Below are 24,934 nucleotides of genomic sequence, written 5' to 3' on the forward strand. Positions count from 1 at the left end.
GCCAGGCCCCTCCCGGGCGCCTCCCCCGCAGGTCAGCCGTCGATGGTGCCGGTGATGTAGTCCGCCGCGTGGCGCGCCCGCGCGCGCACCTCGTCGAGGTCGTCGCCCCAGGCCGTGACGTGGCCGATCTTGCGCCCGGGGCGGACGGCCTTGCCGTAGAGGTGCACCTTGACGGCCGGGTCGTGCGCCATCACGTGCAGGTGGGCGCGGAAGAGGTCGGGGTACTGGCCGCCGAGGGCGTTGGCCATCACCGTCCAGCGCGCGCGGGGGGTGGTGTCGCCGAGCGGCAGGTCGAGCACGGCCCGCAGGTGCTGCTCGAACTGCGAGGTCGTGGAGCCCTCGATGGTCCAGTGGCCGCTGTTGTGGGGGCGCATGGCCAGCTCGTTGACGAGCACCCGCGGGGCCCCGTCGTCGTCGCCGGGCACCTCGAACAGCTCGACCGCCATCACGCCGGTCACCCCGAGCTCGCCGGCGATCCGCAGCGCCAGCGACGTGGCCTGGGCGGCGAGGTCCTCGTCGAGGTCGGGCGCCGGGGCGATGACCTCGACGCACACGCCGCTGACCTGCACCGTCTCCACCACGGGCCACGCGGCGGCCTGGCCCATCGGCGAGCGGGCGACCATGACGGCCAGCTCGCGGGTGAAGCCCACGCGCTCCTCGGCGAGCAGGCCCGGGCCCTCGCCGCCGCCGTCCCCGGCACCGGCACCGGCACCGGCAGCCGCGCGCTCGAGCCACTCCGCGGCCTCGGCCGCCGAGCCGACCACGAGCACGCCCTTGCCGTCGTAGCCGCCGCGCGGGGTCTTCAGCACCACCGGCCACCCGACCTCCGCGCCGAAGGCCTCCAGCTCGGCGGCGGTGCGCACGTGCGCCCACCGCGGGCCCGGGACGCCCATCGCACCGAGGCGGCGGCGCAGCAGCAGCTTGTCCTGGGCGTGCTCGAGGGCGTCGGGACCGGGACGCACCGCGACGCCGCGGGCCTCCAGCGCGCGCAGCAGGTCGGTGGGGACCTGCTCGTGGTCGAGGGTCACCACGGCCGCGCCGTCGGCGACCCGCGCCAGGGCGTCGGCGTCGTCGGCCTCACCCAGGACGACGTCGGAGACCACCTGCGCGGCGGACTCGTCGGGGTCGGTGGCGAGCACCCGCAGCCGGGCGCCGAGGGCGACGGCGGGCGGGGCCGTCATCCGCGCGAGCTGCCCGCCGCCGATGACGGCGACGACGGGGAAGGTCGTCTCCTGCGCGGGCGGCGCCGCGCGGAGCGCGTCCTGCGCCCCGTCGTGCTGGTGGTCCTGCTGGTGGTCCTGCTCGTTCCGGGGGCCGCTCACGGGCCCGAAGGGTACGGCGGCGCGGCCCGCGGCGGCGCACCGGGAGCGGGGGCACCCGCCTCGGGGGGCGCCTACGGTGTGGGGGTGGAGCTCTGGCGGCGCGGCCGCGCGGTGGCGGCGCGGCTGTGGCACCGGCACCGCCGCGAGCTCGGGGCCTTCGGCGTGGTGGGCGGCGTCGCCTTCGTCGTCGACGTCGGCCTCTTCAACCTGCTGCGCTTCGGCGGCGACGGCCTGCTGGCCGACCAGCCCCTCACGGCCAAGGTGGTCTCGGCCTCGGTGGCCACGGTGTGCGCGTGGGCGGGCAACCGGTGGTGGACGTTCCGGCACCGCAACCGGCCGCACGCCGTGCGCGAGCTGCTGCTGTTCGTCGGCATGAACGCCGTCGCGCTGCTCATCGGGCTCGCCGTGCTCGCCACCAGCCACTACGTGCTCGGGCTGCGGGGACCGGTGGCCGACAACGCCGCCAACCTCGTGGGCATCGCCCTCGGGACGGCGTTCCGCTACGTCGCCTACCGGCTGTGGGTGTTCCGGCGGCCGCGCGGCGCCGACGCGCAGGGGCCGCGGCCCCGCCCCGTCGGCGTCTGACGCGTCGGGAGGGGCGGCTCAGCCCGCGGCGCGCAGGAACACCGCGAACGTCGCGGGCCTCTCGCGCAGCAGCTCCAGGCGGCCCCCCTCGGCGACGACGAGGTCGCGCGCCAGCGGCAGCCCCAGGCCGGTGCTGTCGGCCCCGCTGACGCTGCGCTCGAACACCCGGGTGCCCAGCTCGGGCGGCACCCCGGGCCCGCCGTCGGAGACCTCGACCACCACCCACTCGCCGTGCCGGACGCGGACCCGCGTGGTGCCGCCGCCGTGCACGAGGCTGTTCTCCAGCAGCGTGGCGAGCGCCTGGGCGAGGGGTCCCGCCGAGGCGAGGACCCGCACGCCGTCGGAGGACCCTGCCCCCGGCCCCCCGTGCTCGAGCACGAGCTGGCGGCGCGCCCGCGCGTAGGCGGGCGCCCACTCGGCGTGCTGCTGGGCGAGCACCGCGGCGAGCTCGAGCGGCTCCCCCGCCGCACGGGACGTGACGCGCGGGCGGTGGAGCAGGTCGTCGACGACGCCCGCGAGGCGCTCCACCTGCTCGAGCGCCACCCGCGCCTCGGCGGCGACGGCGGGCTCGGTGGTGGTGGCGAGCACCTCCTCCAGGCGCATGGACAGCGCGGTGAGGGGCGTGCGCAGCTGGTGGCTGGCGTCGGAGGCGAACTGCCGCTCCGCGGCGAGGCGGGCCTGCAGCTCGCGGGCGCTGCGCACCAGCGCCTGCGCCACGGAGTCGACCTCCTCCACGCCCGACGGCGGGGGCGTGGTGGGCACCTGGCCCGAGCCGAGCCGCTCGGCGCGCTCGGCGAGGTCCTCCAGGGGCCGCACCAGGCGGCGGCCCTGCACCAGGCCGACGGCGGACCCGGCGGCGACGGCCCCGGCGGCGAGGCCCACGACCAGCACCACCAGCTGGACGTCGGCGGCGAGCAGGGCGGAGCGGCTGGCCACCACCCGCACCGCCAGGCCGTCGGCGGTGCCGGCGCTCCCGGCCACGTCGGAGCCCCCGGTGGCCGGGCCCGCGGTGACGACCCCGCCATCGGGCAGCTCGACCCGCACCGACGCGGGCCAGCGCTCGTCGCGCTGGGTGTGCTCCTCTAGCAGCGCGGCGTCGACGGGACCGCCCACGGCGAGGCGGGCGCTGACGGCCGCGAGGACCGCGTCGGCGCGGACCTGCACGCTGGTGCGGGCCTGCTCGGTCTGCAGCACGACCCGGCGGCCCCCAGCGGCAGCCCCAGCAGGACGACGGCGAGGATGACCGCCGTCATCGTGGCGGCCTGGACCCGGCGGTTCACCCCAGCGCCCCGTCAGCCGTCGTCGAGCCGTCGTCGACCGCGGTCAGCCGCGCTCGAAGCGGAACCCGACGCCCCGCACGGTGGTGATGAAGCGGGGGTCGCCGACGTCGTCGCCGAGCTTGCGGCGCAGCCACGACACGTGCATGTCGAGGGTCTTGGTGGAGCCGAACCACTCCGAGCCCCACACCTCCTCCATGATCGCGGCGCGGGGCACCACGTTGCCGGCCTCGCGGACCAGCACCCGGAGCAGGTCGAACTCCTTGGCGGCGAGCACCAGCTCGACGCCGCTGCCGTCGTCGCCCCCCTGCTCCTCGCCCCCGGTGCGCAGCCAGGCGCGCCGGGACGACGGATCCAGGCGCACCCCACCGGCCTGCAGCACCACGCCGGCCTCGCCGCGGCGCAGCAGGGCCCGCACCCGGGCGAGCAGCTCGGCCACGCGGAACGGCTTGGTCACGTAGTCGTCGGCGCCGGCGTCGAGCCCGACGACGAGGTCGACCTCGTCGGCGCGGGCGGTGAGCACCAGCACCGGGATGCCCAGGCCGTCGGCCCGCAGGCGCCGCGCGACGTCGAGGCCGTCGACGTCGGGCAGGCCGAGGTCGAGGACGACGAGGTCGACGCCCTGGCGCGCGGACTCCAGGGCCCCGGCGCCGTCGGAGCGGACGTCGACGTCGTACCCCTCGCGCACCAGGGCGCGGGCCAGGGGCTCGACGATGGCCGGGTCGTCCTCCACGAGCAGCACGCGCCTCACGCCGCCACCCTAGGGACCGGGACCGACCGGCACGTCGCCCGACGGGTGCGGACCACCCGCCGGGCCCCAGGGCCACCAGCGCGACCAGCGCCCTCAGCGCCCTCAGCGCACGTGCACGACGTCGCCGGCGCCCACGGCGGTGACGCCACCGCCCCCGCCGCCCGCGTCGCTCCCCCGCACGAGCAGCCGCCCGTCGTCGTCGAGGCCCTCGGCGGTGCCGCGGAGCACGCCGCCGCCGGGGAGCGCCACCGAGACCTCCCGGCCCAGCGTCGAGCAGACCTCCGCGGTGCGGGCCGCCAGCCCGCTGCGCTGCGCCGAGCCGCCGGCGCCCTCGAACCTGCCGACCTCACCGAGCAGCGCGCGCACGAGCGCCCGCACCAGCACGTCGCGGTCGGTGGTGGCGGCCCCCTCCAGGCGCAGCGACGTCGCGCCGTCCAAGCCCCCGGCGTCGAGCTCCTCGCGGCGGGTGGTGGTGTTCACGCCCACCCCGACCACGACGCCCGCGGGGGCCGCGGTCCCCGCGGCGGGCGGCAGCACCTCCACCAGCAGCCCGCACGCCTTGCGCCCCTCGACGAGCACGTCGTTCGGCCACTTCAGCTCCGCGGGCAGGCCGGCGAGGTCGCGCAGCACCCCCGTGACGGCGACGCCGGCGAGCAGCGGCAGCCAGCTCCAGGTGCTCGGCGGGGCGGTGGGCCGCAGCAGCAGCGACAGCGCCACCCCCGACCGCGGCGGCGCCTCCCAGGTGCGGCCGAGCCGGCCCCTGCCGGCCACCTGGGAGTCGGTGGTGAGCAGCGCCGGGGCCGGCCAGCCGTCGGGGTCGGCCGCGGCGCGCCGGACCAGCTCGGCGTTGGTCGACCCCACCTCGGGCAGCACCTCCAGGCGCGCCAGCGGGCCGGCGGGCGCCAGCAGCGCGCTCCGCAGGGACGCCACCGCCAGCGGCGGCCTGTCGAGGTCGGTCCAGGGGCCGGGCTCGGGGCTCATCGCCCCATCCTCGCCCCGCTCCTCGCTCCGGCGCGGACCGGCGCGGACCGGCGGGGAGGAGCCGAGCCCGCCCGGTGCTCCTCCGGCCGCCCGCGGGGCCGCGGCTCCTCCCCGCGCGCACACCGGCCCCGCGGCACCTAGCGTCACGGACGTGCCCACCGCCGCGCAGCTGACCGACCCCGTCGCCGAGCACGGGGAGGGCCCCGTCTGGGACGCCGACGGCGGCCGCCTGCTCGCCGTCGACCTGGAGCAGGGCGACCTGCTGGTCGTCAGCCCCGGTGGGGAGGTCGCGAAGCACCACGTCGGTGACGCCCTCGCCTGCCTGCGCCCGCGCGCCGGCGGCGGCTGGGCGGTGGCGGCCCGGCGGCGCTTCGCGCTCTTCGACAGCGTCGACGCCCTCCTCGCCGGCCGCGAGGAGCCCCGCATGCTCACCCCGCTGTGGGACGACGAGCGCCTGCGCTTCAACGAGGGCGCGTGCGACCCGTGGGGCCGCTTCTGGTGCGGCTCGATGGCGTACGCCGGCAACGACCTGTCCGGGCAGGCGGTCGGGGTGGTGTGGCGCCTGGACGTCGACGGGTCCGCCCGCGCCGTCCTCGACGGCCTGACCGTGTCCAACGGGCTGCAGTGGGCGCCGGGGGCGCAGCGCGCGCACTTCGTGGACACCGAGACCGGCCGCGTCGACCTGCTGCACGTCTCCGAGACCGGCGAGGTGCTGGACCGCGAGCCGTGGGTCGACGTCGTCGCCACCACCTCCGACGTGGCGGGCACGTGGGCGCCCGGGGGCAGGGGCGCCCCGACGGCCTCGTGCTCGACGCCGAGGGCGGCACCTGGGTGGCGCTGAACGGGGCCGGCGCCGTGGCCCGCTACGACGTCGACGGCCGCCTCACCGAGGTGGTCGAGGTGCCGGTGCCGGGGGTCACCGCCTGCACGCTCGGCGGCACCGGCGACGGCGACGACGGCACCCGCGGCGGGGCGGTGCTCTACGCCACCACCTCGACGCAGGGGATCGACCTGGACGCCCACCCGTCCTCCGGCGCGGTGTTCTCGCTCCCGGTCGACGTCTGCGCGCTCCCGCCGCTCCCGTTCGGCGGCTGAGGGCGAGTGGCTACCCTCGCCCGGTGACCAGCACCCCCGAGGGCCGTGACCTGCGCACCACCGCGGGGAAGCTCGCCGAGGCCAGGGCCCGCCGCGAGGCCACCCTCGCCCCCGGCAGCGCCCGCGCCGTCGAGCGCCAGCACGCCAAGGGCAAGCGCACGGCCCGCGAGCGCCTGGAGGCGCTGCTCGACGAGGACAGCTTCGTCGAGGTCGGCGCCCACTCCCGTGCGCTGTTCTCCGACCCCGCCACGGGCCGGACCGAGCGCCCGCCGACGGACGGCGTGGTCGCCGGGCACGGGACGGTCGACGGGCGCCCCGTCGTCGTCTACTCCCAGGACTTCACCGTCTCGGGCGGGTCGCTCGGCGAGGTGCACGCCTCGAAGATCGTCAAGGTGATGGACCACGCGCTGCGCGTGGGCTGCCCGGTCATCGGCATCAACGACTCCGGCGGCGCGCGCATCCAGGAGGGCGTCTCCTCCCTCGCGGGCTACGGCGACATCTTCCTGCGCAACGTGCGCGGCTCGGGCGTGGTGCCGCAGGTGTCGCTGATCATGGGCCCGTGCGCCGGCGGAGCGGTGTACTCCCCCGCCATCACCGACGTCGTGGTGATGGTCGAGGCGACGTCCCACATGTTCGTCACCGGACCCGACGTCATCCGCACGGTCACCGGCGAGGACGTCGCCATGGAGGAGCTCGGCGGCGCGCACACGCACAACGCCGTCTCGGGCGTCGCCCACCACATGGCGCCCAGCGAGGACGACGCCATCACCTGGGTGAAGGACTGGCTGGCGCACCTGCCCAGCAACAACCTGTCCGAGCCGCCGGTGCTCGCCCCGCACGACGACGCCGACCCGCTCGTCGTCAATGACGCCGACCGCGAGCTCGACTCCCTGGTCCCCGACTCCGCGAACCAGCCGTACGACGTGCACGAGGTGATCGCGCACGTCCTCGACGACGGCGAGCTGCTCGAGGTGCAGGACCTGTACGCCCCCAACGTGGTGGTCGGCTTCGGCCGCGTGGAGGGGCACAGCGTCGGCGTCGTCGCCAACCAGCCGGCGCGCCTGGCGGGCACCCTCGACATCGACGCCTCCGAGAAGGCGGCGCGGTTCGTGCGGCTGTGCGACGCGTTCGGCGTCCCGGTGCTGACGCTCGTCGACACCCCCGGCTTCTTGCCCGGCACCGAGCAGGAGTGGAACGGCATCATCCGCCGCGGCGCCAAGCTGCTGTACGCCTACGCCGAGGCCACGGTCCCGAAGATCACCGTGATCACGCGCAAGGCCTTCGGCGGCGCGTACATCGTCATGGGGTCCAAGCACCTGGGCGCCGACGTGAACCTCGCCTGGCCCACCGCCCAGATCGCCGTGATGGGGGCCCAGGGCGCCGTCGAGATCGTGAACCGCCGCGAGCTCGCCGCCGTCGCCGCTGACGGGGGCGACGTGCCCGCCGCCCGCGCCGCGCTCGTCGAGGAGTACGAGGAGCGCCTGGCCAACCCGTACGTGGCTGCGGAGCGCGGGTACGTCGACGACGTCATCGACCCCTCGACCACCCGCGCCCACGTGGTGCGCGCGCTGCGGTCGCTGCGCACCAAGCGCGAGCAGCTGCCCGCCAAGAAGCACGGGAACATCCCGCTGTGAGCGAGGCTGCGGGCACCGCGGGGACCCCGGAGGACGACGTCGTCCGGATCGTCGCCGGCGGGCCCACCGAGGAGGAGGTCGTGGCCCTCGTGGCGGCTCTCGCGGCCGCGGCGTCGGTGCGCGGCAGCGCGGTGGCGCCCGAGCCGGAGCCCGACGCCTGGTCGGACCGGTCGGCCCTGCTCCGGGTGCCCCGGACCCCCGGTCCCGGCGCCTGGCGCGCTGCGGCCTGGCGGCGCTGACCCCCACCTGGCGTCACAGGATCCGGGAACCTCCTGCTCCGCCTCGCGACGGCGGAGCTCCGGGCCAGATCAGGCCCCGTCCTGACCCTGGACCCCGCCGTCGCGGCGAGGGGACCCAGACGGCGCGCAGCGGTCCGGCGCGCCTCGCCGTGGACGCCGGAGCGGTGCCACGGGAGGATCCCGAGGTGCCCCGCACCGCCCGCGTCCGCGGCCTGACCGCCGTCGTCCTCGCCCTGCTCGCCGTCCTGTGGACGGGGGGCCCGGCGCTCGCCGAGCCCCCGCAGCAGCTCAGCAGCGCCCTGACCGACACAGCCGGCGTGCTCGACGAGACCGCCACGCAGCAGCAGCTGGAGGCCCTGCGCGACGCCGCGGGCATCGACCTCTTCGTCGTCTTCGTCGACTCCTTCGACGGGACCGAGGGGCCGGACTGGGCGCGGGAGACGGCGCAGGCCTCGGGCCTGTCGGGCAGCGACGTGCTGCTGGCCGTGGCCGTCGACGACCGCGACTACGGGTACCAGGGCTTCAACGGCGGCGCGGTCAGCGAGGGGCAGCTCGACGCCGTGATGGAGGGCGACGTGCGCGCCCAGCTGGCCGACAGCGACTGGAACGGTGCGGTGACCGCCGCCGTGAACGGGCTGGGCCGCGCCGCCGGTGGCAGCGGCTCCAGCGGCTCGGACGACGGCTCCAGCGGCTCCGGCGGCTCCGGCGACGGGTCGGGGAGCTCGGGGGGCGTCTCGTGGGGCCTCGTCGTCGTCGGGGTGGTGCTGGTGCTCGGCGTCGGCCTGCTCGTGCTGGGGCTCCTGTCGAGCTCGGCCCGCCGGCGCCGCCGCGCGGGCCTCGCCGGGGGCGCGCCCGGTGCTCCCGGAGGGCAGGCGCCCCAGGAGCCCCTGGAGGAGCTGGAGCGCCGCGCCGCGGCCGCGCTGGTCGCCGCTGACGACGCCGTCGACGGCTCCGACGCCGAGCTGGGCTTCGCCGCCGCGGAGTTCGGTGACCAGGCCACCGCGCCCTTCGCGGCCGCGGTGGCGCGCGCCCGGCAGGAGCTGGCGCAGGCCTTCGCGGTGCAGCGCCGCCTCGCCGACGCGACCTCGCAGAGCCCCGACGGCCGGCCCCTGCCCGAGGCGGAGCGCCGGGCCCTGCTGGAGCAGCAGCTCGCCCACGCGCAGGCCGCCGACGCCGCGCTCGACGAGCAGGCCGAGGCCTTCGAGCAGCTGCGCGACCTGCAGCGCCGCCTGCCCGAGGTGCTGCCCGCCCTGGAGGCCGAGCGCCAGGCCCTCGCCGACCGGCTGCCCGCGGCGCGCCAGCGGCTGGTCGAGCTGCACTCCCGCTACGCCCCGGCGGCGCTGAGCAGCGTCGACGGTGACGACGAGCAGGCAGCGCGGCTGCTCGACCTGGCCGCGCAGCGCCTCGCCGACGCGCGCGAGGGCCTGGCCGCGAGCACGGACGCCGCGGCGGGCGCACCGGCCCCGCTGGGGACCACCGGCTCCGCGGGCGAGGCGGCGGTGGCCGCGCAGGCCGTGCGCGACGCCCTGCGGCAGGCCGCCGAGCTGCTCGACGCCGTCGACGAGGTCGGGGCCGACCTGCAGCGGTCCACCGAGGCGCTGCCCCGCGCGCTCACCGAGCTCGACGCCGACCTCGCCGAGGCCCGCGCCGTGCTGGACGCCGGCGGGCGCGGTCCTGCCGGGAGCGCGGGCGGGGGCCGCGAGGAGCTCGCCGGTGCGGTCGGCCGCGCCCAGTCCGCCGCCGCGGCGGCCCGCGGCGACGGCGGGGAGGACGGCTCCCGCGACCCGCAGACCGCGCTGCGGCGGGTGCACGACGCCGACGCCGCCCTCGACGCCGCGCTCGCCGGTGCCCGCGAGCAGGGGCAGCGGGTGGCGCGGGCCAGGGCGCAGCTGGAGCAGGCGCTGCCGGCGGCGCGGGCCGAGGTGAAGGCCGCGCGCTCCTTCCTCAAGACCCGCCGCGGCGCGGTCGGCGGGTCCGCGCGGGCGCTGCTCGCCAGTGCCGTGGAGCAGCTGGACGACGCCGAGCAGCACGCCGAGACCGACCCGGTGCGCGCCCTCGCGGCGGCGCAGCAGGCCGACCGCCTCGCCGAGCGCGCCCAGCGCGAGGCCGACGACGACCTCGACTCCTGGAACGGCTGGAACGGCGGCAGCCGGTCGGGCCGCGGCTACGGCAGCAGCGGCTCCTTCGAGGGCGCGGTGATCGGCGGCATCCTCGGGGGGATCCTCTCCGGCGGGGGCGGCTCGCGCGGTGGCGGGTTCGGGGGCAGCGGCGGCTTCGGAGGCGGGGGCTTCGGCGGAGGCGGCGGGTTCGGGGGCGGTGGCGGCTTCGGCGGAGGGGGCGGCTTCGGCGGTGGCGGCTCCTTCGGCGGGGGTGGAAGGTTCTGACCGTGGCTCCCGACGACGCCGTCCTGCCCCTGCTCGCCCCCGGAGCCGAGCTCGAGCACCTGGTGGGTGGCTGCACCTGGTCGGAGGGCCCGGTGTGGCTGCCCGACGAGGGTCCCGCCGGCCGGCCGGCGCGCGGCGTGGTGCGCTGGAGCGACATCCCCGGTGACCGGGTGATGTTCTACGAGCCCGCCACCGGGGCGAGCGGGGTGCACCGCACGGGGGTGGAGTTCCTCAACGGGCGCACCCGCGCCCCGGGGGGCGGCGTGGTCCAGTGCTCCCACGGCCGGCGGCGCGTCGAGGTGGAGCGACCCTCCTCCGACGGCGCGGGGCCCGTGGTGGAGGCGCTCGTCGACAGCGTCGAGACCCCGGAGGGCCCGCGGCGGCTGAAACAGCCCCAACGACGTCGTCGTCGACGCCGCCGGCTCGGTGTGGTTCACCGACCCCACCTACGGGCTGTTCCAGCCCGGGGAGGGCCACCCGGGCGAGCGCGAGTACGGCGGCTGCCACGTCTTCCGCCTCGACCCCGACGGGGTGCTGGAGGCGGTGGCCACGGACCTCGAGCAGCCCAACGGGCTCGCGCTCTCCCCCGACGGCGCGGTCCTGTACGTCTCCGACACCAGCGTCATCTCCGACCGCGCCGGTGACGGCAACCACCACGTGCGGCGCTTCGCCGTCGTCACCGGTGACGACGGGCGTCGCCGCCTGACCGGCGGGGAGGTGCTCCACGTCTGCGAGCGCGGCGTCGTCGACGGGTTCAGGGTCGACGACGCCGGCCGCCTGTGGTGCTCCAGCGAGGACGCCGTGCTGGTGCTCTCCCCCGAGGGCGAGCTGCTGGGGCGCGTCCCGGTGCCGGAGGTCGTCGCGAACGTCTGCTTCGGCCCGGACAACGCGCACGGCGGGCAGGACCTCTACGTCGCGGCGTCGACGTCGCTGTACCGGATCGCCACCCGGGTGCGGGGCGCCGAGCCCCGCTGACCCGGGTGGCGGTCCCAGACCGCCGGTGGGCCGTCAGGAGCGCGCGCCCGTCAGGAGCGCATCCCCTCCAGGAGGCCCATCACCTGCTCGCGCAGCTGCTGGGAGGTGGCCGACAGGCCGCGGACCTGCTCGCCGGTGGCGGCGGCGCCGCCGTCGACGGCGGTGCTCATCTCGTCGATGACGGCGCTCATCGCCGAGATCGTCTCCACCACGCGGGTGATGACGTCGACGGCGGAGCCGCTGGCCTGGCGCACCGCCTCGACCTGGGCGGTCACCTGCTCGGTGGCGCGGCCGGTCTGGTCGGCGAGGTCCTTGACCTCCGAGGCCACCACCGAGAAGCCCTTGCCCGCGGCGCCGGCGCGCGCCGCCTCGATGGTGGCGTTGAGGGCCAGCAGCCGGGTCTGGGAGGCGATGGTGTCGATGACCGCGACGACGTCGCGGATCTTGTCGGACGACTGCGCCAGCGCCTGCATGGTGCGGCGGGCGGCGTCGGCCTCGTCGGCGGCGTGCTTCGCCGAGGCCGTGGCCTGCGACGCGGCGGCGCTCAGCACCGTCGTGGCCTCCCCCACCGCGTGGGTGGTGGACACCGCGGACGCCTCGAACTCGTCGGCGAGCACCTGGCGGGCGTCGCCGGCGCGGGCGACGTCCTCGGCGGCGCTGCGCACGGCGCCGCCGCCGGCGTTGATGGTGACGGCCGCGGTGCGGAAGGAGCCGGGCATGCCCCGCAGCAGGAAGCGGCGGTGGAAGCGGCCCTGCGCGGCGGCGGTGAGCGACGCGCTCGACTCGCGGACGAACGCGTCGGTGACGTCGAAGGCGTTGTTGGCCTCGTCGCGCAGCGCCACGAGGTCGGTGCGGTGGGCCGAGGCCTCGACGCCGGCGACCGGGCGGACGCGGGCCTCGAGGTCTCCGGAGGCGATGGCGCGGCAGGTGCGGCGCAGCTCGGAGACGAGCTCGCGGTGCACGGCCAGCTCGGCCTCGGCGGTCGCGGCGGCGGAGCGCTTGCTGAACGGGCTCATCGTGCGCCCACCTCCTGGGGCTCCAGGGACCAGACGAACTCGTCGTAGGAGCCGGCGCTCCGGGCGACCATCTGCGCCAGGAGCTCCGCACCGGCGGCGGTGGCCGCCCGGGCGCCGGAGTGGCGCGCCTCCTCCGCGAGGACCTCCGCGTAGACCGGCTTGATGCGGGCCAGCGCCTCGGGGTGCGGACGGCGGCGGTTGGAGTGGTACCCGACCACGGCGCCGTGCGCGTCGAAGGACGGCGTGACGTGCGCGAGCACCCAGTAGTGGGCGCCGTCGGCGGCGAGGTTCACCACGTAGGCGAACAGCTCCTGCTTGCTCTGCACCGTGTCCCACAGCAGCTTGAAGACGGCGCGGGGCATCTCCGGGTGCCGGATCAGGTTGTGCGGCTGCCCGATCACCTGGTCCTCGGTGAAGGCGCCGATGCGGAGGAAGGACTCGTTGGCGTAGGTGATGCGGCCCTGCAGGTCCGTCTTGCTCACGATGAGCTCGTCGGGACCGAGGTGCCGCTCCACACCCGTGGGTCGGGAGGTCATGCACCCGTGATCGGTGCCTCGGGTGATCGACTTGAGCGTCACCCGCGGGTGTCGCCCCCGGCCCCGTTCCGCCCGGTGGCGCCCGGTGGCGCCCGGTGGCGCCCGGCAGCGGCGCTCGGCCATGCTGGGAGCGCAGGTCAGCAGGCGCCCGCCCGGTGGTGGCGCGGCGCGCAGCACGGAGAGCAGGAGCACCGATGGCGCAGCAGTCGCTGCTGGGACGGGTCAGCCAGCTGGTCAGGGCCAACCTCAACGCCCTGATCGACCAGGCCGAGGACCCGCAGAAGATGCTCGACCAGATGGTCCGCGACTACACGCAGGCCATCCGCGAGGCCGAGGCGTCGGTGGCGCAGACCATCGGCGACCTGCGCCTCATGGAGGACGACCACGCCGAGGCCGTCGCCACCGCGAAGGAGTGGGGCGGCAAGGCCCAGGCGGCCTCGCGCAAGGCCGACCAGCTGCGCGGCGAGGGGAACGGCACCGAGGCCGACAGGTTCGACCACCTGGCGCGCATCGCGCTGCAGCGCCAGATCGACGCCGAGGGGCAGGCGAAGGGCTTCGAGCCGCAGATCGCCTCGCGCACCGAGGTGGTCGACAAGCTGAAGACCGGCCTGGAGGGCATGCGCCGCAAGCTCGAGGAGCTCAAGGGCAAGCGCGACGAGCTGGTCGCCCGCTCCCGCATGGCCGCGGCGCAGTCGCAGGTGCACGACGCCGTGAAGGCCGTCGACCTCATGGACCCGACCAGCGAGGTCTCGCGCTTCGAGGAGAAGGTCCGCCGCGAGGAGGCGCGCGTGCGGGGCCAGGAGGAGCTCGCGGCCTCCAGCCTGGACGCGCAGTTCGAGGCCCTCGAGGCCGACTCCGACCAGACCGAGGTCGAGCTGCGCCTGGCCGCCCTCAAGGGCGGCACCTCCACCGACTGACCCCCTCGACGTGCGCAGCCAGGCGCTCAGCTGCGGTTCCCGACCCCCTCGGAACCGCAGCCGAGCGCCTGGTTGCTGTTCGGACCCACCTCCGAACCGCAGCCGAGCGCCTGGTTGCTGTTCGGACCCACCCGGGAACCGCAGCCGAGCGCTCGGCTGCGGTTCGCGAGGGGCGCGGGTCAGGAGGCGGGCTCGACGACCGCCGTGTCGGGGCCCTGGTCGCCGCAGGACACCTGCCGCGCCGCGGCCACCTGAGCCCCCTCGGGGTTGATGCCCTGCAGCTCCGCGGGCGAGTCGGTGGGGCCGTTGCGCGCCTGCCGGCCGCCGTCGGACAGGTCGATGCGGGTGCGCTGGATCCCCGGCAGGTCGCCCTCGGCGTCGCCGCCCACCACCAGCAGGCCGTAGAGCGCGAGGTCGCTGCCGCCCTGGGACGTCGGCACGCACGCGACGCCGCTGCCGTACCCGGTGAACCCCAGGTCGAAGGCGTACTGCTGCCCCTGGGCGTTGGCCGAGGCCACCAGCTGGCACGCGCCCTGCCCGGAGCCCGTGACGACGGCGTACAGCGGCACCTGCCGCCCGTCGCTCAGCAGCACGATGCTCGTCGAGCCGTCGAGGGCCTGCCCGACCGCCGTCGTCCCCTGCGGCGACGCCGAGGTGTACGTGGTCGAGAAGACCGCCCCCGACGCCGTCCTCACCCCGAGCCGCCGCTCCAGCGCTCCGCTGCCCGTGGTGGAGTCGGCGAGCCAGAGCTCGTCGGCGCGCCCGTCGTGGTCGAGGTCCGCCGTGGCGGCGGTCGCGGCGCCGCTGGGCACCTCCTGCCCCGTGGGCGCGCACCCGCCCGACGAGCCCGCTGAGGACGACGCCGTGCCCGTCGCGCCGCTCGCGGTGCTCGTCGAGGTGCTGGGCGCCGCCGACGTCGCCGTCGACAGGCTCGGGGCGGTCGAGGCGGCGTCTGCGGCGGTGCCCCCGGCCCCGCACCCGGCGAGCAGCAGCGCCGTGGCGACGAGGGCGGTGGGCGGCAGGACGGCGCGGGTGCGCCGGGGGGAGGTCAGCACCCCTCCGTCGTACACCCACCGGCCCACCCCGTCACGCGCTGGGAACTCGCTGGACGCCCCGCGGGCGCACCCGCGGGGCGGGGCTCCTAGCGTGGGTCCGGTGAGCAGCACCACCCCCCGCACCCCGTCCGCCGTCGACGCGCTGGCCGACCGGCACCTGGAGGGAGCGGCCGCCCTCGACCCCGACCTGCGGGTGCACCTCGGCCTCCCCGGCCGCACCGACGAGCCCACCGACCGCTCCCCCGAGGGCGCCGCCGCCCGCGCCGAGCACGACCGGCGCACCCTGGCCGAGCTCGACGCGCTGCTCGCCGGCGCCTCCCCGACGGGCGGGCGCACGGGCACCGAGCTCGACGACACCGACGCCACCACCGCGGCCGCGATGCGCGACCGCCTCGGCCTGCAGGTGGCCGTGCACGAGGCCGGGCTCGACGTCGGCGACCTCGCCGTCCTCGCGAGCCCGGTGCAGTCGGTGCAGGAGGTCTTCGACCTCATGGACACGGCCACCGCCGACGACTGGGCCGCCATCGCCTCGCGCCTGTCGCGCACCGACGAGGCGCTCGCCGGGTACACGGCCTCGCTGCGCGCCGCGGTCGCCGCGGGCAGGCCCCCCGCGCGCCGGCAGGTCGACGCCTGCCTGGAGCAGATCGCGGGCTTCACGAGCGACGACGGGCCGTTCGCGCGCCTCGTCGCCGGCGCGCGCCCCGACGGCGCGGCCCCCTCCCCCGCTCTCGCCGCCGACCTCGCTCGCGGGGCCGCCGCCGCGCGGGAGGCGTACGACGCCCTCGCCGTCGTCCTGCGCGACGAGCTCGCCCCCGCGGCCCGCACCACCGACGCGGTCGGCCGCGACGACTACGCCCTGCTGAGCCGCCACCACGTGGGCGCCGCCCTCGACCTGGAGGAGGCCTACGCCTGGGGGCTGGAGGAGGTGGCCCGCCTGGAGGCGGAGATGACCGCCACCGCGCAGCGGATCACGCCCGGGGCCAGCACCCGCGAGGTCATCGCCCAGCTCGAGGCCGACCCGGACCGCCAGGTGGTGGGCACCGACGCGCTGCGGTCGTGGATGCAGGAGCTCTCCGACAGCGCCGTCGAGGCGCTCGCCGGCACCCACTTCGACATCCCGGACCCGGTGCGCCGCCTGGAGTGCCGCATCGCGCCGAGCTCGTCGGGCGTCATCTACTACACCGGGCCCAGCGAGGACTTCTCCCGCCCGGGCCGCATGTGGTGGTCGGTGCCGCCGGGCGTGGAGCGCTTCGGCACCTGGCGCGAGCGCACCACCGTCTTCCACGAGGGCGTGCCCGGCCACCACCTGCAGATCGGCCAGACGCTGTACCGCTCCGCCTCGCTGAACCGCTGGCGCCGCATGCTCTGCTTCACCTCCGGGCACGCCGAGGGGTGGGCCCTGTACGCCGAGCGCCTCATGTCCGACCTCGGCTGGCTGGAGGACCCGGCAGACCACCTCGGCATGCTCGACGGGTCGCTGTTCCGGGCCGCGCGCGTCGTCGTCGACATCGGCCTGCACCTCGGCCTGCAGGCCCCCGCGGAGGTCGCCACCTCACCCGGCGCTGCGTGGGACGCCGACGCCGTGTGGCGCTACCTGCGCCAGCACACCTTCCAGGCCGAGGAGTTCCTGCGCTTCGAGCACCTGCGCTACCTGGGCTGGCCGGGGCAGGCGCCGTCGTACAAGCTCGGCGAGCGCGTGTGGCTGGGCCTGCGCGAGGACGCCCGGGCCCGCGCCGCCGCCGACGGCACCCCGTTCGACCTGGTGGCGTGGCACCGCCGCGCCCTCGACGTCGGGTCGGTGCCGCTCGACGTGCTGCGCGGGGCGCTCGCCCGCTGAGGGCGGCGCGGCGGGCGGTCAGGACCCCGCGGGCGGGTCAGCGGACGGTGTCGGCGAGCCCCGCACCGGGGTTCGCCGCGAGCCAGCTCGCGACGTCGTCGGTGCGCACGGCCTCCCACAGCTGCGCACCGGCGGCGGCGTCGAGGTAGACCACCGAGGCGCCGTCCTCGTCACCGGTCGCCGGGTCCGCGAGCGGCGCCTGGAGGAAGGTGACGTCGTCGGCGCGCAGGGCGCGGTACGAGACCGCGAGCTGCACCAGCTGCGCCTCGCCGAGGCCGTCGTCGGTCTGGACCGACGCGGCCAGCTGGCGGACCACGCCCGCGGCCCTCAGGGGGTCGCCGGCGACGTCCTGCTGGGTGACCCCGGTGATGACCGAGCGCATCCAGTTCTGCTGGCGGCGCTGGCGGTCGAAGTCGCCGCCGGGCAGCGTCTTGCGCTGGCGCACGTACTCCAGCGCCTGCTCGCCGTCCATCCGCTGGCACCCTGCCTCGACCGTGCCGATGCCGTCGGTGGTGGTCTGCGGCACGCAGATGTCGGACCCCGCCGAGGGCGTCGGTGACGCGGGCGAAGCCGTCGAAGTCGATGGCGGCCACGTGGTCGATCCGCACGCCGGTGAGCTGCTCGACCGTCTGCACCGCGAGCGCCGCGCCGCCGTAGCTGAACGCCGCGTTGATCTTCGTGGTGCCGTAGCCCGGCACCGGCACCCACGAGTCGCGCGGGAGGGAGACGACCTGGGCCGTCCTCCCGTCCGCCGACAGGTGGGCGACCACCAGCACGTCGCTGCGCTGCCCGCCGGCCCGCCAGTCGAGGGAGGCGGTGCCGCCGTCCTCGGCCGCGGCGCTCTCGGCGCGGCTGTCGGACCCGATGACCAGGATGTTCATCGCCTCGCCCGCCGCGGGGTCGGCGGTGGCGCGAGCGGTGGCGGGGATCTCCTCGAAGGGGTCGCCGAGGTGGCCGACGGAGGGGGCCGCGGACCACAGGGCGGCGGCGGCCGCCACGAGAGCGACGACGACGACGGCCGCCAGACCCAGCACGAGGCGGCTCCGGTCCCGCCGTCGGGGAGAGCCACCGCCCGGTGGCCCTCCTCCGGGCCCCTCGGGCGGGGCACCCGGAGGTGCACCGGCGGGGCGGTCGGGCGCCAGCAGCGCGGAGACCCCGGGGTCCCCCTGCTCGACGATGGCCACGCGGTCTCCCAGGTCAGCCGCACACGAGGGCGGCTGCCCACGGTCACCGGCGACGGTAGGAACGCTGCGCGACCGAGGAACAGCCACGACCACCGGCCATCACCCCGACGGCGGCTCGTTCCCGTCCCCGTCCGGAGCAGCCGGTGGCGCCGGTCCCTCCTTCGGCTGCGGTGGGTGGTGATGCGGATCCGTGACCCGTCGGGGGAACACCTCCACCTGGGCGGGCGCTGAACGCTGGGTGCGCAGGGTCGGGGAGGTCGACGAGCCGGGGTGGTCCCTCACCCGCAGGCTCCACGTCGACCTCCTGCGCACCGCGAGCGACCGCTGTCGGTGACCGACGGCCCCGCGAGGCCGCACCGGCCCACCCCGTCGCCCGACCCGAAGGCTCCCCGTGACCTCCTCCGCCGCACCTGACGCGCCCGCGCGTCCGCGCTCGTCGTCCCCCCTCTCCCGCCTGAGGCGCATCCCGTTCGGGGCGCAGGTGATCGCCGGCCTCGTGCTGGGCGTCGTCCTCGGCCTGGTGGCCCGCGAGATGGGGCCCGTCGTCGACGGCGCCCCCGACAACTGGCTCGTCACCACCCTCGACACCGTCGGCTCCACGTTCGTCACCCTGCTGGTGGCCCTCGTGCCGCCGCTGGTGCTGCTGGCCGTCATCACCTCGATCGCCAACCTGCGCCAGGTGGCCGGTGCGGCGCGCCTGGCCGGCCAGACGCTGCTGTGGTTCGCCATCACCGCCGCGGTCTCGGTGGCGATCGGCCTGACCATCGGCCTGCTCACCGACCCGGGCACCCGCTCCGGCGTCTCGGCTGACGCCGCCTCGGAGCCCAGCCGCACCGGCTCCTGGCTCGACTTCCTCCAGGGGATCGTGCCGAGCAACTGGCTGGGCCTCGGCGCCAGCACCTCGACGACGCTGACCGCAGCGGGCGACACCACGACGGCCACCTCGACGACGGGGCTCAGCTTCAACGTGCTGCAGCTGATCGTCATCGCGATCGCCGTCGGCATCGCCGCCCTGAAGACCGGTGACCGCGCCGAGCCGTTCCTGGCGTTCGCCCGCAGCGCGCTCGCCGTCGTCCAGACGGTGCTGTGGTGGGTCATCCGCCTCGCGCCGCTCGGCACCGTCGGTCTGCTCGGCCGCGCCGTCGCCACCTACGGGTGGGACGCGCTCTCGCCGCTGGGCGTCTTCGTGGTCGACGTCTACGTCGGCCTCGCGCTGGTGCTCTTCGTGCTCTACCCGGTGCTGCTGAAGGCCCACGGCCTCGGCGTGCGCCGCTTCTTCGCGGGCGCCTGGCCGGCGATCTCGCTGGCGTTCGTCTCGCGCTCCTCGGTGGGCACCATGCCCGTGACCGAGCGGGTCACCGAGCGCAACCTCGGCGTGCCCCGCGCGTACACCTCGTTCGCCGTGCCGCTGGGCGCCACCACGAAGATGGACGGCTGCGCCGCGATCTACCCGGCCATCGCCGCGATCTTCGTGGCGGGGTTCTTCGGCGTCGACCTGAGCTGGACCGACTACCTGCTCATCGCCTTCGTGTCCGTGGTCGGCTCCGCCGCGACGGCGGGCCTCACCGGCGCCACCGTGATGCTCACGCTGACCCTGTCGACGCTGGGCCTGCCGCTGGCGGGCGTGGGCCTGCTGCTGGCGATCGACCCGATCCTCGACATGGGCCGCACCGCGGTGAACGTCGCGGGCCAGGCGCTCGTGCCGACGATCGTGGCGAAGCGCGAGGGCATCCTCGACCGCGAGCGCTACGACGGCCGCACGCTGCCGACGTTCCTGTCCGAGGGCGAGGAGCGCGCCGCGGCCCAGCAGGCGGAGTCCGGCCAGGACGACGCCCTCGTCGGTTCCGGGGCTCCCTCCCGACCGTGACCGTGGTCTCCCGCCACGCCGCGGCGTGACGCCGGACGGGCAGAGGTCCACCTCGCACCCCGTGAACGGGGTCTGGGTGGACCTCTGCCCGTCGGGCGTCACGTCGTCCACGGCGCCCGGGACACTGACGGCCATGAGCACCACCCCCGAGACCAGCACCGACGTCGTCTTCCGGCCCGCGCCGCCGACCGCCCCCGAGGCGGCGGCTGCGCGGGCCTCGTTCGCCGCAGACGTCTCCGCCGCCATGGGCGTCACCTGGCAGCTCGCCGAGGACGCCGACGCCGACCTGGCGGGCCCCGACGGCGCGTTCTGGCTGGCCCGTCGCGCCGGAGACCGCGACGGCGAGGTGCTCGGCTGCGTCGGCGCCCGCGCGGTGGCCCTCGCCGACGGCCCGGCCGTCGAGGTGAAGCGCCTGTGGGTCTCCGCCGAGGCCCGCGGCCTGGGGCTGGGCGCGCGCCTGCTCGACGTCGTCGAGCGGTGGGCGCGCGACCGCGGCGCGACCCGCCTGGTGCTCGACACCCGCGGCGAGCTCGAGGCGGCCACCCGGCTCTACCGGCGGACCGGCTGGGTCGAGGTCGCGCCGTACAACGACAACGCCGACGCCCAGCTCTGGTTCTCCAAGCCCCTCGGCTAGCGTCGCCGCACGTGACCGCTGCCACGACCGCTCCCGTGCGCCTCCTGCTGGCCTCCGCCTCCCCCGCCCGCGCCGCCACGCTGCGCGCCGCCGGCGTGGAGCCCCTGGTCCTGGTCTCCGGGGTCGACGAGCCCGCCGTCGTCGAGCGCTACGGCGTGACCGACCCCGAGGACGTCGCCCTGGTGCTCGCCAAGGCCAAGGCCGAGGACGTCGCCGCGCGCTGGGAGGACGCCGACGGCGCCCCCGACGACGGCGTGCTGGTGGTGGGCTGCGACTCCGTGCTGGAGCTCGACGGCGAGGTCTTCGGCAAGCCCGCGAGCGCCGAGCAGGCCGTCGAGCGGTGGAAGGCGATGCGCGGCCGCTCCGGCGTGCTCCACACGGGCCACTGGGTCATCGACGCCCGCGAGGGCGAGGACGGCCCCGTCACCGGCGCGACCCTCGGTGCCGTGGCGTCGACCACGGTGCACTTCGCGAAGGTGTCCGACGCCGAGGTCGAGGCGTACGTCGCCACCGGCGAGCCGCTGGCGGTGGCCGGGGCGTTCACCCTCGACGGGCTGGGCGGGGCGTTCGTGTCCGGCGTGGAGGGCGACCCGCACACCGTCGTCGGCATCGGGCTGCCGCTGCTGCGCGAGCTGCTGGCGGAGGTCGGCGTCGCCTGGACCGACCTCTGGACGCCCCGCGCCTGAGCCCCCCCCGCCCCGCAGCCAGGCGCTCGGCTGCGGTTCCCGCACCCCCGCGAACCGCAGCCAGGCGCTCGGCTGCGGTTCCTGCACCCCCACGAACCGCAGCCGGGCGCTCGGTTGCGGGAGGGCTGGCGGGGTAGGGCGGAGCCATGGCAGAGACCACCAGCACCCCGTCGTCCTCGGGCAGCGGCCTGAAGATCGGCTACAAGCTCGCCGCCGAGGCGTTCGACCCGAAGGAGGTCGTCCGCCAGGCGGTGGCCGCCGAGCGGGCCGGCTTCGACTTCGTCGAGGTGAGCGACCACTTCCACCCCTGGGTCGAGGCGCAGGGGCACTCCGGCTTCGCCTTCGCGATGCTCGCGAACGCGGCGGCCAAGACCGAGCGCATCGGGCTCGTCACGGGTGTGACGTGCCCGTCGTACCGGTACCACCCGGCCGTCGTCGCCCAGGCGGCGGCGACGCTGCAGATCCTCTCCGACGGGCGCTTCACCCTGGGCGTCGGCGCCGGTGAGCGGCTCAACGAGCACGTGATCGGCGAGCCGGCGTTCCGCGGGGTGCACGAGCGCCACGAGCGGTTCCGGGAGTCCCTCGAGATCATCCGTCTGCTCTGGTCGGGCGGGTACCACTCCTACTCCGGCAAGCACCTGCAGCTGGAGGACGCGCGGGTCTTCGACCTGCCCGAGCAGCTGCCGGTCATCGCCGTGGCGGGCTCCGGGCCGGCGTCGGCCAAGCTCGCCGCGGACCTCGGCGACGGCCTGTTCGGCACCGAGCCCGACGCCGGCTTCGTCTCGGCGTGGAAGGGCGACGGCGGCAGCGGCCCCGTCTACGGCGAGGTGCCCCTGGCGTGGGCGCCCACCGAGGACGCCGCGGTCGACGCCGTGCTCGAGAAGAGCGCCTGGGCGCTGACGGGCTGGAAGGTCATGGCCGAGCTGCCCAACCCGGTGAACTTCGAGGCCGCCGCGGGCTTCGTGACCCGCGACGACGTGCTGGGGCAGTTCGCCTGCGGCCCGGACCTCGCGAGGCACGTCGCGAACGGGCAGCAGTTCGTCGACGCCGGCTACGACCACCTGGTCACCCAGAACGCCGGTCCGGACCCCGACGGGTTCCTGGAGTTCGCCTCCTCGGAGCTCATCCCCGCGTGGCGGAAGCTGACGCCGTCGTCGTCGTCCTGACCTCGTGACGCACCTCGGGACCGCGCCCTCCACGGAGAGCGCGGTCCCGACGTGGTCCTGGGGCGCACCCTCCGCGGAGGGTGCGCTCCAGGGGGGTCACGGGGTGGGCATGCCGCCGGTGATCGAGAGGGTCGAGCCGGTGGTGTAGCTGGAGTCGTTCGACGCCAGGTGCACGTACGCCGCGCCGTACTCGGCGGGCTGGCCGGGGCGGCCCAGCGGGGTCTGCTCGCCGAACGTCGGCAGCGCCTCCTCCGGCTGGCCGCCGGCGGGCTGCAGCGGCGTCCAGACCGGCCCGGGGGCGACGGCGTTGACGCGGATGCCCTTCGGGGCGACCTGCGCGGCCAGGCCCTTGGTGAAGTTGTTGATGGCGGCCTTGGTGCTGGCGTAGTCGACCAGCGTCGGCGACGGCTGGAACGCCTGCACCGACGTGGTGTTGATGATCGACGAGCCCGCGGGCAGGTGCGGCAGCGCGGCCTTCGTGATCCAGAACATCGCGTAGACGTTGGTCTTGTAGGTGTCGTCGAGCTGCTGCGTGGTGATGTCGAGCAGCGACTCCCGCGCCTGCTGCTTGCCCGCGTTGTTGACGAGCACGTCGATGCCGCCGAACGCCTCCACGGTCTTCTCCACCAGGGAGGTGCACAGCGCCTCGTCCTTGATGTCGCCGGGCAGCGCGAGGGCCTTCACCCCGGCGGCCTCGATCAGGGCGATCACCTCGGCGGCGTCGGTCTCCTCCTCGGGCAGGTAGGAGATGGCGACGTCGGCGCCCTCGCGGGCGAAGGCGATGGCGGCGGCGCGGCCGATGCCGCTGTCACCGCCGGTCACCAGCGCGCGGCGCCCGGTCAGCTTGCCACTGCCCCGGTAGCTCTCCTCGCCGTGGTCGGGCTTCGGGTCCATGCCCCACGCCTGGCCCGGACCGGGCTGCGCGCCCTGGTCGAACTCGGGGACGGGGTACTGGGTGGTCGGGTCGACGAGCTCAGGGGTTCCAGTCACCCCGACCTCCTACCCAGCCCCCGTCCTTCCAAGCGGCGCGGCCCGGAGCGTCAGCCGAACAGCTGGCTGGCGCGGGCGACGGTCTGCCACACGCCGTAGCCGAGCCCCCCGCCCACGAGGACCCACAGCACCACGGCCGCCGCCTTCGCGGCCCCCTGCGACGCCTCGCTCATCGGTTCCCCACCCCTTCACGACGGTCCTGCCCGGCGGAGGCCGACGACGCCGGCCCGCCCGCCACCGGCTCCTGGAACTTCGGGTCGACGGGCCTCACCAGCGCGTTCGCGACGAAGCCCACCGCCAGCACGCCGACCATGACGAGCAGCGGCAGCTGGTACAGCGAGGCTCCGCTCGCCCCGGAGGCGCGGCGGGCGTCGACCAGGCTGTTGATGATGAGCGGCCCGGCGACCCCGGCCGCCGACCAGGCGGTGAGCAGCCGGCCGTGGATGGCGCCCACCTGCAGGCCGCCGAACATGTCCTTGAGGTAGGCCGGGATGGTGGCGAAGCCACCGCCGTAGAAGCTCAGGATGATGCCGGTGAGGATGACGAAGACCGCCACCGACGACGTCCCCAGCAGCACGACGCCGAGGTAGGCGACCAGCCCGACGCCGAGGTAGACCATGTAGATCCGCTTGCGGCCGATGACGTCGGACGTCGACGACCACACGAACCGGCCCGCCATGTTGCACAGCGACAGGACGCCGACGAAGCCCGCGGCGGCCGCGGCGTCGATCTGGGAGAAGAACTCCTGGACCATCGGCGCGGCCTGCTCGAGGATCCCGATGCCCGCGGTGACGTTGGTGAACAGCACCACCCACAGCAGCCAGAACTGCGGCGTGCGGATCGCGTTCCTCGCGGTGGTGTCGGCGGTCGCCCGCATGCCGCCCGCCTGCTGCTGCGGCGGGGTCCAGCCGGCGGGGCGCCAGTCCTTGGCGGGGACGCGCACCACCCAGGCTCCGAGCAGCATCAGCACCAGGTAGGCGCACGCGAGCGTGATCATCGTGGGCGCGATGGCGTTCTCGGGGGCGTCGGCGTAGGTGCCCAGCAGCCGGTTGGTCAGCGGCGAGGCGATCAGCGCGCCGCCGCCGAAGCCCATGATCGCCAGACCGGTGGCCAGGCCCGGGCGGTCGGGGAACCACTTGATCAGCGTGGAGACCGGGGAGATGTACCCCAGGCCCAGCCCGATGCCGCCGACCACGCCGTAGCCGAGGTACACCACCCACAGCTGCCCCAGCGCGACACCGGCGGAGGCGATGAACAGGCCGCCGCAGAAGAACAGCGCCGAGGCGACCATCGTCTTGCGGGGCCCGTTGCGCTCCACCCAGGTGCCGCCGAACGCGGCCGCCAGGCCGAGCATGACGATGGCGATCGAGAAGATCACCGCGATGGGCGTGCCCTCGGTGCCGAAGTGCTCCTGCAGCGGGGTCTTGAAGACGCTGAACGCGTACACCTGCCCGATCGACAGGTGCACCGCGAGCGCGGCGGGCGGGATCAGCCAGCGGCTGTAGCCGGGTGGGGCGACGGTGCGCTCGCGGTCGAGGAAGCTCCCCCGCCTCGCGGTGGCCGGCCTGCTCGAGGCTGCCTGTGACGACATCGGACTCCTGCTCCGTCGCAGTGGCCCGAGCAGTGCTCCTGCCGGGCTCCGGGCCGCGCCGTGGCTGGACGCGCCCCCGGGCAGCGTGCCTCCCGCGCGGTGGGCACACCACCCGAGCGCACCCCGAGCAGCGGCGACCGGGTGAGGCGCCGCGCGCGGCGGATAGGCTGCTCGGCCGGGACGGCCCTGCGGGGCCTCCGGAGCGGAGGACC

The 24,934-nt window shown here is 76.2% G+C and carries 24 protein-coding genes and 1 pseudogene; 13 read left to right on the forward strand and 12 right to left on the reverse strand.

Annotated elements, in window-relative coordinates; genetic code table 11:
• Positions 1-32: 32 nt before the first annotated feature.
• The gene (locus F1641_RS07185) at positions 33-1,322 is read right to left on the reverse strand and encodes a 5-(carboxyamino)imidazole ribonucleotide synthase (RefSeq protein ID WP_194904015.1); all 1,290 of its coding nucleotides are present in this window, start codon (positions 1,320-1,322) and stop codon (positions 33-35) included.
• An 84-nt stretch (positions 1,323-1,406) separates the two neighbouring features.
• Between F1641_RS07185 and F1641_RS07190 the strand changes: the two genes are divergently transcribed.
• Positions 1,407-1,907, forward strand: coding sequence for a GtrA family protein (locus F1641_RS07190; protein WP_194904016.1), 501 nt, complete (start codon positions 1,407-1,409; stop codon positions 1,905-1,907).
• 18 nt (positions 1,908-1,925) lie between these two features.
• On the opposite strand, the gene F1641_RS07195 is transcribed toward F1641_RS07190, so the two are convergent.
• The 3 genes from F1641_RS07195 to F1641_RS07205 all read right to left on the reverse strand — a co-directional run bounded on the left by F1641_RS07195 (position 1,926) and on the right by F1641_RS07205 (position 4,916).
• The gene (locus F1641_RS07195; RefSeq protein ID WP_194904018.1) at positions 1,926-3,101 is read right to left on the reverse strand and encodes an ATP-binding protein; all 1,176 of its coding nucleotides are present in this window, start codon (positions 3,099-3,101) and stop codon (positions 1,926-1,928) included.
• 129 nt (positions 3,102-3,230) lie between these two features.
• Positions 3,231-3,935: a response regulator transcription factor gene (locus F1641_RS07200; protein WP_194904020.1), complete on the reverse strand. Its 705-nt coding sequence runs from the start codon at positions 3,933-3,935 to the stop codon at positions 3,231-3,233.
• Between the two features lie 102 nt (positions 3,936-4,037).
• The gene (locus F1641_RS07205; protein ID WP_194904022.1) at positions 4,038-4,916 is read right to left on the reverse strand and encodes a biotin--[acetyl-CoA-carboxylase] ligase; all 879 of its coding nucleotides are present in this window, start codon (positions 4,914-4,916) and stop codon (positions 4,038-4,040) included.
• Positions 4,917-5,067: 151 nt separating this feature from the next.
• Between F1641_RS07205 and F1641_RS07210 the strand changes: the two genes are divergently transcribed.
• From F1641_RS07210 to F1641_RS19765, 6 genes are all read left to right on the forward strand, one after another.
• Positions 5,068-5,757 carry an SMP-30/gluconolactonase/LRE family protein gene (locus F1641_RS07210; RefSeq protein ID WP_206690732.1) on the forward strand — a complete coding sequence of 230 codons (690 nt, stop codon included), beginning with the start codon at positions 5,068-5,070 and terminating at the stop codon, positions 5,755-5,757.
• Positions 5,721-6,011 carry an SMP-30/gluconolactonase/LRE family protein gene (locus F1641_RS19760; RefSeq protein WP_309225443.1) on the forward strand — a complete coding sequence of 97 codons (291 nt, stop codon included), beginning with the start codon at positions 5,721-5,723 and terminating at the stop codon, positions 6,009-6,011. The genes F1641_RS07210 and F1641_RS19760 overlap by 37 nt, the downstream gene beginning before the upstream one ends.
• A gap of 23 nt (positions 6,012-6,034) precedes the next feature.
• Complete coding sequence (locus tag F1641_RS07215; RefSeq protein WP_194904024.1) at positions 6,035-7,645, forward strand: acyl-CoA carboxylase subunit beta; 1,611 nt, start codon at positions 6,035-6,037, stop codon at positions 7,643-7,645.
• On the forward strand, positions 7,642-7,884 hold the full coding sequence (locus F1641_RS07220; protein WP_194904026.1) for an acyl-CoA carboxylase epsilon subunit: 243 nt from the start codon (positions 7,642-7,644) through the stop codon (positions 7,882-7,884). The genes F1641_RS07215 and F1641_RS07220 overlap by 4 nt, the downstream gene beginning before the upstream one ends.
• A gap of 185 nt (positions 7,885-8,069) precedes the next feature.
• On the forward strand, positions 8,070-10,268 hold the full coding sequence (locus tag F1641_RS07225; protein ID WP_194904028.1) for a TPM domain-containing protein: 2,199 nt from the start codon (positions 8,070-8,072) through the stop codon (positions 10,266-10,268).
• 426 nt (positions 10,269-10,694) lie between these two features.
• Positions 10,695-11,243, forward strand: coding sequence for an SMP-30/gluconolactonase/LRE family protein (locus tag F1641_RS19765; RefSeq protein WP_309225444.1), 549 nt, complete (start codon positions 10,695-10,697; stop codon positions 11,241-11,243).
• 50 nt (positions 11,244-11,293) lie between these two features.
• On the opposite strand, the gene F1641_RS07235 is transcribed toward F1641_RS19765, so the two are convergent.
• Together F1641_RS07235 and F1641_RS07240 are read right to left on the reverse strand one after the other, a co-directional pair.
• On the reverse strand, positions 11,294-12,259 hold the full coding sequence (locus F1641_RS07235; protein ID WP_194904031.1) for a methyl-accepting chemotaxis protein: 966 nt from the start codon (positions 12,257-12,259) through the stop codon (positions 11,294-11,296).
• Positions 12,256-12,795 (reverse strand): PAS domain-containing protein, encoded by a 540-nt coding sequence (locus F1641_RS07240; RefSeq protein WP_194904032.1) that lies wholly within the window; start codon positions 12,793-12,795, stop codon positions 12,256-12,258. The genes F1641_RS07235 and F1641_RS07240 overlap by 4 nt, the downstream gene beginning before the upstream one ends.
• 194 nt (positions 12,796-12,989) lie before the next feature.
• On the opposite strand from F1641_RS07240, the gene F1641_RS07245 reads away from it, so the two are divergent.
• Positions 12,990-13,712, forward strand: coding sequence for a PspA/IM30 family protein (locus tag F1641_RS07245; protein WP_194904034.1), 723 nt, complete (start codon positions 12,990-12,992; stop codon positions 13,710-13,712).
• Between the two features lie 179 nt (positions 13,713-13,891).
• Here the strand turns inward: F1641_RS07245 and F1641_RS21120 are convergent, their stop codons facing one another.
• Entirely contained in the window at positions 13,892-14,767 is an 876-nt protein-coding gene (locus tag F1641_RS21120; protein WP_194904036.1) for a hypothetical protein, read from the reverse strand.
• 100 nt (positions 14,768-14,867) lie between these two features.
• Between F1641_RS21120 and F1641_RS07255 the strand changes: the two genes are divergently transcribed.
• A complete protein-coding gene (locus F1641_RS07255; RefSeq protein ID WP_194904038.1) occupies positions 14,868-16,604 on the forward strand; it encodes a DUF885 domain-containing protein in 1,737 nt (578 codons plus the stop codon).
• 37 nt (positions 16,605-16,641) lie between these two features.
• Here the strand turns inward: F1641_RS07255 and F1641_RS21125 are convergent, their stop codons facing one another.
• Together F1641_RS21125 and F1641_RS23770 are read right to left on the reverse strand one after the other, a co-directional pair.
• Positions 16,642-17,076, reverse strand: coding sequence for an LCP family protein (locus F1641_RS21125; RefSeq protein ID WP_375541471.1), 435 nt, complete (start codon positions 17,074-17,076; stop codon positions 16,642-16,644).
• A gap of 25 nt (positions 17,077-17,101) precedes the next feature.
• A pseudogene (locus F1641_RS23770) lies at positions 17,102-17,485 on the reverse strand (LCP family protein); the annotation flags it as partial.
• Between the two features lie 694 nt (positions 17,486-18,179).
• Between F1641_RS23770 and F1641_RS07270 the strand changes: the two are divergent.
• The 4 genes from F1641_RS07270 to F1641_RS07285 all read left to right on the forward strand — a co-directional run bounded on the left by F1641_RS07270 (position 18,180) and on the right by F1641_RS07285 (position 22,141).
• Positions 18,180-19,655 carry a dicarboxylate/amino acid:cation symporter gene (locus F1641_RS07270; RefSeq protein ID WP_194904044.1) on the forward strand — a complete coding sequence of 492 codons (1,476 nt, stop codon included), beginning with the start codon at positions 18,180-18,182 and terminating at the stop codon, positions 19,653-19,655.
• A gap of 133 nt (positions 19,656-19,788) precedes the next feature.
• On the forward strand, positions 19,789-20,289 hold the full coding sequence (locus tag F1641_RS07275) for a GNAT family N-acetyltransferase (protein ID WP_194904046.1): 501 nt from the start codon (positions 19,789-19,791) through the stop codon (positions 20,287-20,289).
• 11 nt (positions 20,290-20,300) lie between these two features.
• Positions 20,301-20,975: a nucleoside triphosphate pyrophosphatase gene (locus F1641_RS07280; RefSeq protein WP_194904047.1), complete on the forward strand. Its 675-nt coding sequence runs from the start codon at positions 20,301-20,303 to the stop codon at positions 20,973-20,975.
• A gap of 188 nt (positions 20,976-21,163) precedes the next feature.
• A complete protein-coding gene (locus F1641_RS07285) occupies positions 21,164-22,141 on the forward strand; it encodes a TIGR03557 family F420-dependent LLM class oxidoreductase (protein WP_194904934.1) in 978 nt (325 codons plus the stop codon).
• Positions 22,142-22,237: 96 nt separating this feature from the next.
• On the opposite strand, the gene F1641_RS07290 is transcribed toward F1641_RS07285, so the two are convergent.
• From F1641_RS07290 to F1641_RS07295, 3 genes are read right to left on the reverse strand one after another with little or no spacing between them, the layout of a single operon-like run.
• On the reverse strand, positions 22,238-23,131 hold the full coding sequence (locus tag F1641_RS07290; protein ID WP_309225446.1) for an SDR family oxidoreductase: 894 nt from the start codon (positions 23,129-23,131) through the stop codon (positions 22,238-22,240).
• 50 nt (positions 23,132-23,181) lie between these two features.
• Positions 23,182-23,304, reverse strand: a complete 123-nt coding sequence (locus tag F1641_RS21130) for a hypothetical protein (RefSeq protein ID WP_255514200.1) — start codon at positions 23,302-23,304, stop codon at positions 23,182-23,184.
• A complete protein-coding gene (locus F1641_RS07295; protein WP_194904049.1) occupies positions 23,301-24,722 on the reverse strand; it encodes an OFA family MFS transporter in 1,422 nt (473 codons plus the stop codon). Before F1641_RS07295 ends, F1641_RS21130 begins: the two co-directional genes overlap by 4 nt.
• Positions 24,723-24,934: the final 212 nt, after the last annotated feature.

This window comes from Quadrisphaera sp. INWT6, from assembly GCF_015390235.1.
In the GTDB taxonomy this organism is placed as follows: Bacteria; Actinomycetota; Actinomycetes; order Actinomycetales; family Quadrisphaeraceae; genus Quadrisphaera.

Bases quoted from the DNA above. Each gene is read 5' to 3' on its own strand.
- F1641_RS07245 (WP_194904034.1), top strand. From the start codon at position 12,990: ATGGCGCAGCAGTCGCTGCTGGGACGGGTCAGCCAGCTGGTCAGGGCC.
- F1641_RS07275 (WP_194904046.1), top strand. From the start codon at position 19,789: ATGAGCACCACCCCCGAGACCAGCACCGACGTCGTCTTCCGGCCCGCG.
- F1641_RS07235 (WP_194904031.1), bottom strand. From the start codon at position 12,259: ATGAGCCCGTTCAGCAAGCGCTCCGCCGCCGCGACCGCCGAGGCCGAG.
- F1641_RS07205 (WP_194904022.1), bottom strand. From the start codon at position 4,916: ATGAGCCCCGAGCCCGGCCCCTGGACCGACCTCGACAGGCCGCCGCTG.
- F1641_RS21125 (WP_375541471.1), bottom strand. From the start codon at position 17,076: ATGGACGGCGAGCAGGCGCTGGAGTACGTGCGCCAGCGCAAGACGCTG.
- F1641_RS21130 (WP_255514200.1), bottom strand. From the start codon at position 23,304: ATGAGCGAGGCGTCGCAGGGGGCCGCGAAGGCGGCGGCCGTGGTGCTG.
- F1641_RS07295 (WP_194904049.1), bottom strand. From the start codon at position 24,722: ATGTCGTCACAGGCAGCCTCGAGCAGGCCGGCCACCGCGAGGCGGGGG.
- F1641_RS07240 (WP_194904032.1), bottom strand. From the start codon at position 12,795: ATGACCTCCCGACCCACGGGTGTGGAGCGGCACCTCGGTCCCGACGAG.